Below are 6,631 nucleotides of genomic sequence, written 5' to 3' on the forward strand. Positions count from 1 at the left end.
GATACGCGAACGCTTGCGGCGTGGGCCACGGAACCACAGCCCGACGGCGGTTCTTGGCAAAGGCGAGCGGTGGTTGCGTGGCATCCGCCAAGCACTCGCGCCCTCCTCTCCGGCAACACAAAAACCCCAGGCCGCTGACCTGGGGTTTCGATCTGGAGCGGGTGACGAGCATCGAACTCGCGCGCTCAGCTTGGGAAGCGACGGTGCTCGGGCGGGCCATATGGCTCTGACGTCCACAGATGCCGTGTGCTCGGGTGGTGGTGCGGGTCCGATCGCACCGCTGCTGACCGTGGTTGTCCGCTCTTACGGGCACGCTGTGGGCACGGGTCGCGATGACCGGTGGGCAGAGCACGTGCACGAACGGCACCGTGCTCGGCTGGGCTCGGTCGGCGGTCCGGTCAGGGAGAGCCTTCGCGCGTGCAGAGATCTTCGGGTGAAGCCCGTTTTCCGCCGCAAGGCCGATGGCCGCGGCTTCCTCGGGACAGCCGGCGCTCGGCCCCTTGGCTCATTTGCCAGCTTCTGGGCCGTACCACTGGAGCGCCTGGCCGGTGACGGCGGCGATGCACTCGAAGTCCCGGTCGCGGTGCAGGAGGGTCAGTCCCTGCAGCTCGGCCGTGGCGGCCACCACGAGGTCGACTGCTCCGGCGCTGCGGTGCTGTCCGCGTTGGGTGAGGATCTCCTGGACCTGCCACGCGCGGTCGTAGGCCCGGTCGTCGACCGGCACCCAACCGAAGAGCAGGCGCACGTCCTCGATGCCTTGTGCACGGTCGGCGGCGGAGCGCGCGTTGTAGAAGAACTCCAGCTCGGTGATGGGGCAGGTGGCGATGAGCCCGGCGGCTGCCGCCTGGTCCCATCCGTACTGCTCGGCGTCGCCGCGCAGCAGGCGGGCGAGCGCGCTGGTGTCGATCAGGAACTGCGCGGCGTTCACCGGCGGTAGTTCTCCTTGTCCTCGAAGAGGTCCAGGTCGAAGGCGCCCTCGGCCGCCGCCGCCCGCAGGCGGGTAAGCGCCAGAGCGCGCCGCCGGTTCTCCAGCACCTCGCGCAGCGCGGTGTTCACCGTCTCCTTCTTGGTGCTGGTGCCGAGGGCCTTGGCCACGTCCGCGACCAGCTGGTCGTCGAGGTCGATCACGGTCCTGCTCATCGACTACATCTCCTTGGATATAAGCTCCGCCATGAATTATATCTCCATTGATGCGCGACATGGAGTACAGGATTCGCCACCAGCGGTCGCGACGACGGGGCATTGAGGTCTGAGACGCGCGCAAGGATCCGGGGCATGGCACAGCTCGCTTGGGACCCTGTCGTCAGGAGAGGGTCTCGGAGCGGCCGACGTCAGGGACCACCCAGGACTCTCGCCAAGCGAGGTTGTCAGTGCCCAGTCATAGGGTGCCCACGTGGCGACATTTCGATCCGGCTTCACGCTCTGGCAGATGGTCCGGACGGCATCGGAGCTCACCGGGGATGCGCGCGTCCGGGAGCGCGTCGACGCCGTGCTGCACATCATGAGCGGTCCCGGTCGGACGTACGGCAAGGGCAGGCCCCTGGTGGAAGCTTTGGAGGATGTGGCCCAAGAGGCCATCCTCCAAGGAGACTTCGCATTCGCCCAGCGCTTTCAGCGCTTCGCCGCCTATGCCGGAGGCGAACTGTTTCTCGAGATCCTGGAGAACTACTACGACGAGGAAGCTCGGCAGCGCAGCGAGGAACACATGCGGAGGATGGCCGCCATGGGTGCTGACAGGGCGGTCGCTGCCCTGGACGTCCGGGTGTCCGGTGTTGTCCGGGAACGGCGGGCTGAGGGCTCGCACCGCGCGAACCTCCCGCTCACCTAAGTGAAAGCGCAGGTCAACCACGTGCTACTACATGAGCGGCCTGCCGCCTCAAGGCGCTCGTGCCCTCTGCGTGCCCAATTTTCGGGGGCAGGGGCGTCTGTGAAATGCAGCGACGGCTCAGCAATGAACAAGCCCCAGGGCGCTGACCTGGGGCTTCAAGAAGAGCGGGTGACGAGAATCGAACTCGCGCTCTCAGCTTGGGAAGCTGATGTTCTACCATTAAACTACACCCGCGTAAGACACCGACCGGAGTCGGGGTCCGAACGCTCGCTCACTCTACCTCATCGCAGACCCCCGGTGCTGATGCCGTGGGGTCTGAGGGCGTTTCACGGGAGGGCGTAGAGACGGATCCCGCTGCGGGCGGGGGGAGTTGGGGCGTACGGTGGAGGCGTGGGGGAGGGTCCGGGTGGGGCCGGAGTGCCGCCTGGAGAGTCGTGTCTTTGATCCCGTAATGTGGCTTTTGTCGTCACGGCAGTTGGCCAGACGCGGCTCTTGGGGAAGGGACTAAAGGGACTTGATGGAACGCACCGTCGTCCGTTGTGCCGATGGGCACGTGTTCAGCACCGCTTCGTTCCCGATGCAGCAGGCCGAGCGGCTCGGCCCCGGTCGGCTCGTCCGGTGTCCACGGTGTGCCCGGCTCCGCAGTGTCGTACCCGTCGCTCTCGAGAAGCAGCGGTAGGGCGAGCAGGGGCAGGGCTGAGGCAGCTCAGCGATTGCGCAGGGGCAGCGCCGCACACGGAGAGTGAGTGATTGCGGTGGGGAGGGGGTACGCCGCCCCACCCCCACAGGCGCGCGGAGTCGTCACGATTGTCACGGCTCCGCGCACCTTGCGTATCCTCGGGGCGTGCTTCTCTCAGACAAGGACATCCGGGCCGAGATCGACGCCGGGCGGGTGCGGATCGATCCCTATGACGAATCCATGGTGCAGCCGTCGAGCGTCGATGTTCGGCTGGACCGCTACTTCCGGGTGTTCGAGAATCACCGGTACCCCCACATCGACCCCTCGGTCGAGCAGGCGGACCTGACGCGGCTGGTGGAGCCCGACGGCGACGAGCCGTTCATCCTGCATCCCGGGGAGTTCGTGCTGGCCTCGACGTACGAGGCCATCTCCCTCCCTGACGATCTCGCTTCGCGGCTGGAGGGGAAGAGTTCGCTCGGGCGGCTCGGTCTCGTCACCCACTCCACCGCCGGGTTCATCGACCCCGGCTTCTCCGGGCACGTCACGCTCGAGCTGTCCAACCTCGCCACCCTGCCGATCAAGCTCTGGCCGGGCATGAAGATCGGCCAGCTGTGCATGTTCCGGCTCAGCTCGCCCGCCGAGTTCCCGTACGGCAGCGAGCGGTACGGCTCCCGGTACCAGGGACAGCGCGGGCCCACTGCCTCCCGCTCCTACCTCAACTTCCACCGGACCCAGGTGTGAGTGCCATGAGTGAGGTGACCGACGTTCGGGAGAACCTCACCTACGAGCGGTTCGGCGTCGCCGTCCGCGAGCTCGCGCAGGCCATCGCCGACGACGGCTACGAGCCGGACATCGTGCTCTCCATCGCGCGGGGCGGCGTCTTCGTCGGCGGCGGGCTCGCCTACGCGCTCGACTGCAAGAACCTGCACCTCGTCAACGTCGAGTTCTACACCGGCGTCGGGACCACCCTCGAGATGCCGGTCATGCTCGCGCCCGTCCCCGACGTGATCGACTTCTCCGACAAGAAGGTCCTGATCACCGACGACGTCGCCGACACCGGCAAGACGCTGAAGCTCGTGCACGACTTCTGCCTCGACCACGTCGCCGAGGTCCGCTCCGCCGTGATCTATGAGAAGTCCCACTCCCTCGTGAAGTGCGAGTACGTGTGGAAGCGGACGGATGACTGGATCAACTTCCCGTGGAGTGTTCTGCCCCCGGTACACAGGTCGGGGGAAGAAGCCAAGTCGAATAGGGAAGCGATCTGAGCTGACGGTCAATGCCTCGCCGGAGCCGGTGAAGAAGGGCAAGACCATCACGGTCACCGGCAAACTCTCCCGGGCCAACTGGGAGGACAACAAGTACCACGGCTACACGAACCAGTCGGTGAAGCTGCAGTTCCGCAAGAAGGGCAGCAGCACCTACACCACAGTGAAGACGATCAAGTCCAACTCGACGGGCAACCTCAGGACGACCGTCACCGCCTCCACCGACGGCTTCTTCCGTTACAGCTTCGCGGGCACGACGACGACTCCGGCGGTCAACGCGACCGGCGACTTCGTCGACGTCCGATAGCCACGTACTGAGTGTGCCTCTGAGACCGCAATTGGCCTGGACCAAGTTGTCGGTGATGGGTCGCAGAACGTGCCAAGGCCCCCCGGCGCAACTTCCGGGGGGCCCGATCGACGTTTGTGACCTGCTAGAACGTACCCAGCTTCACGATCGACAGCAGGGCGATCAGCTGGATCGCCGACGCGCCCAGAGCCCTCGGCCAGGGCAGGTCGTGCGAGCGGCTGACCATCAGGGTGAGCAGCGCGCCCGCCGCCACCCACGTCGCCCAGCCCAGCAGCTGGACGAAGCCCGCGTCGCCGCCGAAGAACATCGCGACGACCAGGCGGGGTGCGTCCGTGATGGACATGATCAGCATGGACAGTCCGACCGTGGGCTGCCACGCGCCGTCACCGCCGAGCTGGCGGGCCAGGGTGTGGGTGACCACGCCCAGGACGAAGGCGCTGAGCACCAACGCCACCGCCGTCGTCAGGACGATCGGGATCGCGTTGGAGAGCGTGGCCTCGATCGCTTCCTTGCGGGCTCCGTCGAAGCCGAAGACGGCGAGCAGGCCGTAGAGGAAGGTCACGATGAGGGCCGGGCCCCACATCGTGTAGTCGCGCATCCGCAGGAAGGTCTGGTTGGGGGCGAAGACGATGCCCCGCAGCAGGTCCTTCCAGTGCAGAGGCGGTCCGATCGGGCCGGCCGGGGCCGAGCCCGCCCGGTAGGTCCCGCCCTGCTGGTACGGGTCGTCGACCGAGAACGCCTGGGTGTGGCCCGGGTTGTTGGCCGCGTACGGGTCCGGGGCGCCGCCCTGCGGATACCCGGGGTCCCCGTAACCGTCGCCGAAGTACTCCGGCTCGCCGCCGCCCTGGCCGTGCCCCGGGTGGCCGCCGTACTGGGGCCGCTGCTGCGGGTACGGCTGCGGTGCCTGGGGACGGCCGTACGACGGTCCCTGCTGACCGTACGCCGGTCCGTGCGGCGCCTGCTGTCCGTACGGGGGGTGTTGCGGTCGCGTCTGCGGTGCGCGGTCGTTCCGGCCGCCGCGTCCGTTCCTGAATCCAGCCACGTAATCGAACGTACCTGGTCCCGCAGAGTGGCGTGCGGGAGCGGCGGTTCCCGCCGGGCTTTGCGGCCGAGCTGTGACATCCCCTAGGGGACATCCAGGAAGGCTGTCGGGGCTCAGCGCGGCAGGAACTCCGAGGTGGAGAAGGTGACCGCCGGTGCCCGCTCGACCAGGCCCTTCTTCGTCCCCCGGTACACCGCGACCGTGTCCTTCGTCTCGCCCCGGTACGTGCGTACCGCCAGGTCCGCCGCGCCGTCCCCGTCGAAGTCGCCGCACACCGGCTGGCCGGCCAGTCGTCGCCGAAGCGGGCGCGGGCCGGGATCGTGAGGTTCACCGCCCGGCCGGTGAGGCCGGTGGGCGAGCCGAACAGCAGCTGCAGCTGCAGCGGCACCGGGGGCCGGCCCTGGCCGTCGTACGGCGGGTCCGTCGAGACGACCAGGTCGGTGAAGCCGTCGCCGTCCAGGTCGCAGCTCGCCTCCGCGTCGAAGACGGCGGGGAGTCGGCCCTTCGTCCGCGCCCCCTGCTTCCGCGGACCGAGCAACTGCCGTGCGCCGGGCCGGAGTCCGCGCGCACTGCCGTGCACGATCCCGATGCCTGCGTCGTCGACGTGGCTCTGCGACTTCACCAAGTCATCGAGGACCAGGTCGCGATGGCCGTCGCCGTTGAAGTCGTCCGGGACCTCGCTGCCGGTGCCGTGGGGGACGGGGAGCCGGGCCGGAGCGTCGGCCGCGTGCACGGGCGTGTGGTCGGCGGTGCCGGTGCCCGCCGCCGGGCCGCAGGCCGCCGGCAGGAGCGCCAGGCCGCTCACGACCGCCGCGACCGTGCCGGTTCCGCTGCCCCCGCGGACACGGCCCGTGCCGGTTCTCCCACCCCTGCGCACACGCACCGTCCATCCCGTCAGCACCCTCGGCAACGCGCCCGTCATGATGCACGCGTTCGAGGCACGGCGACACCCTTGCGCCGGTCCGGGGGGTGGGAGGGGCAGGATGGAGGCATGAGCGTAGTCAAGATCAATGTGCTGACCGTGCCCGCCGAGCAGCGGGAGACGCTGGAGAAGCGGTTCGCCTCGCGGGCCCATGCCGTCGAGAACTCGGACGGGTTCGAGTGGTTCGAGCTGCTGCGCCCCGTCGAGGGCACCGACACCTACCTCGTCTACACGCGCTGGCGGGACGATGAGTCCTTCCAGGCCTGGATGGAGGGGCCGATGAAGTCCGCGCACCAGGGTGCGGGGGAGGGCGGGGAGCGGCCGAAGCCCGCCGCCTCCGGTTCCACCCTGTGGTCCTTCGAGGTCGTCCAGCAGGCCGGGCCCAAGGGCGCCTGAGCCTGTACGGCCGGACATGACGGCGCCCCCTGACCCGTACACCGGGCAGGGGGCGCCGTTGGGTTCGCGGCCGTTACTTCACCGGCTCGGGCTCCGGCTCGCTCTGCGTCTCGGCTTCGCCGGCCGGGTCCACCGGTGTCTTGACGGAGTCGAGGAGGAGCTGGGCGACGTCGACGACCTGGATGGACTCCT

7 protein-coding genes, 1 tRNA gene and 2 pseudogenes are annotated in these 6,631 nt (G+C 68.5%); 5 read left to right on the top strand and 5 right to left on the bottom strand.

The annotated features are described in order from the left end of the window. Window positions 1-505: 505 nt before the first annotated feature. Entirely contained in the window at window positions 506-928 is a 423-nt protein-coding gene (locus IEZ19_RS14485; protein ID WP_189311542.1) for a PIN domain nuclease, read from the bottom strand. Continuing rightward, the gene (locus tag IEZ19_RS14490; protein WP_189311543.1) at window positions 925-1,140 is read right to left on the bottom strand and encodes a type II toxin-antitoxin system VapB family antitoxin; all 216 of its coding nucleotides are present in this window, start codon (window positions 1,138-1,140) and stop codon (window positions 925-927) included. The genes IEZ19_RS14485 and IEZ19_RS14490 overlap by 4 nt, the downstream gene beginning before the upstream one ends. A gap of 253 nt (window positions 1,141-1,393) precedes the next feature. Between IEZ19_RS14490 and IEZ19_RS14495 the strand changes: the two genes are divergently transcribed. Further along, window positions 1,394-1,828: a hypothetical protein gene (locus tag IEZ19_RS14495; RefSeq protein WP_229840332.1), complete on the top strand. Its 435-nt coding sequence runs from the start codon at window positions 1,394-1,396 to the stop codon at window positions 1,826-1,828. Between the two features lie 163 nt (window positions 1,829-1,991). Here the strand turns inward: IEZ19_RS14495 and IEZ19_RS14500 are convergent. Beyond that, window positions 1,992-2,062 (bottom strand) — tRNA-Gly (locus IEZ19_RS14500). Between the two features lie 610 nt (window positions 2,063-2,672). On the opposite strand from IEZ19_RS14500, the gene dcd reads away from it, so the two are divergent. The 3 genes and pseudogenes from dcd to IEZ19_RS14515 form a co-directional block, all read left to right on the top strand. Beyond that, complete coding sequence (gene dcd, locus IEZ19_RS14505) at window positions 2,673-3,248, top strand: dCTP deaminase (RefSeq protein ID WP_189311544.1); 576 nt, start codon at window positions 2,673-2,675, stop codon at window positions 3,246-3,248. A 5-nt stretch (window positions 3,249-3,253) separates the two neighbouring features. Next, window positions 3,254-3,772, top strand: coding sequence for a phosphoribosyltransferase (locus IEZ19_RS14510; protein ID WP_189311545.1), 519 nt, complete (start codon window positions 3,254-3,256; stop codon window positions 3,770-3,772). Beyond that, window positions 3,768-4,079, top strand: a pseudogene (locus IEZ19_RS14515) (calcium-binding protein); the annotation flags it as partial. The gene IEZ19_RS14510 and the pseudogene IEZ19_RS14515, both read left to right, overlap by 5 nt. A 124-nt stretch (window positions 4,080-4,203) precedes the next feature. Here IEZ19_RS14515 and IEZ19_RS14520 read toward each other — a convergent pair. Together IEZ19_RS14520 and IEZ19_RS54150 are read right to left on the bottom strand one after the other, a co-directional pair. Next, window positions 4,204-5,121, bottom strand: a complete 918-nt coding sequence (locus IEZ19_RS14520) for a Yip1 family protein (protein WP_189311546.1) — start codon at window positions 5,119-5,121, stop codon at window positions 4,204-4,206. A gap of 212 nt (window positions 5,122-5,333) precedes the next feature. After that, a pseudogene (locus tag IEZ19_RS54150) lies at window positions 5,334-6,004 on the bottom strand (FG-GAP repeat domain-containing protein); the annotation flags it as partial. Window positions 6,005-6,112: 108 nt separating this feature from the next. On the opposite strand from IEZ19_RS54150, the gene IEZ19_RS14530 reads away from it, so the two are divergent. Continuing rightward, window positions 6,113-6,439 (top strand): antibiotic biosynthesis monooxygenase family protein, encoded by a 327-nt coding sequence (locus IEZ19_RS14530; RefSeq protein ID WP_189311547.1) that lies wholly within the window; start codon window positions 6,113-6,115, stop codon window positions 6,437-6,439. Window positions 6,440-6,631: the final 192 nt, after the last annotated feature.

Origin of the sequence: Streptomyces brasiliensis (assembly GCF_014647875.1) — a bacterium.
Taxonomy (GTDB): Bacteria; Actinomycetota; Actinomycetes; order Streptomycetales; family Streptomycetaceae; genus Streptomyces; species Streptomyces brasiliensis.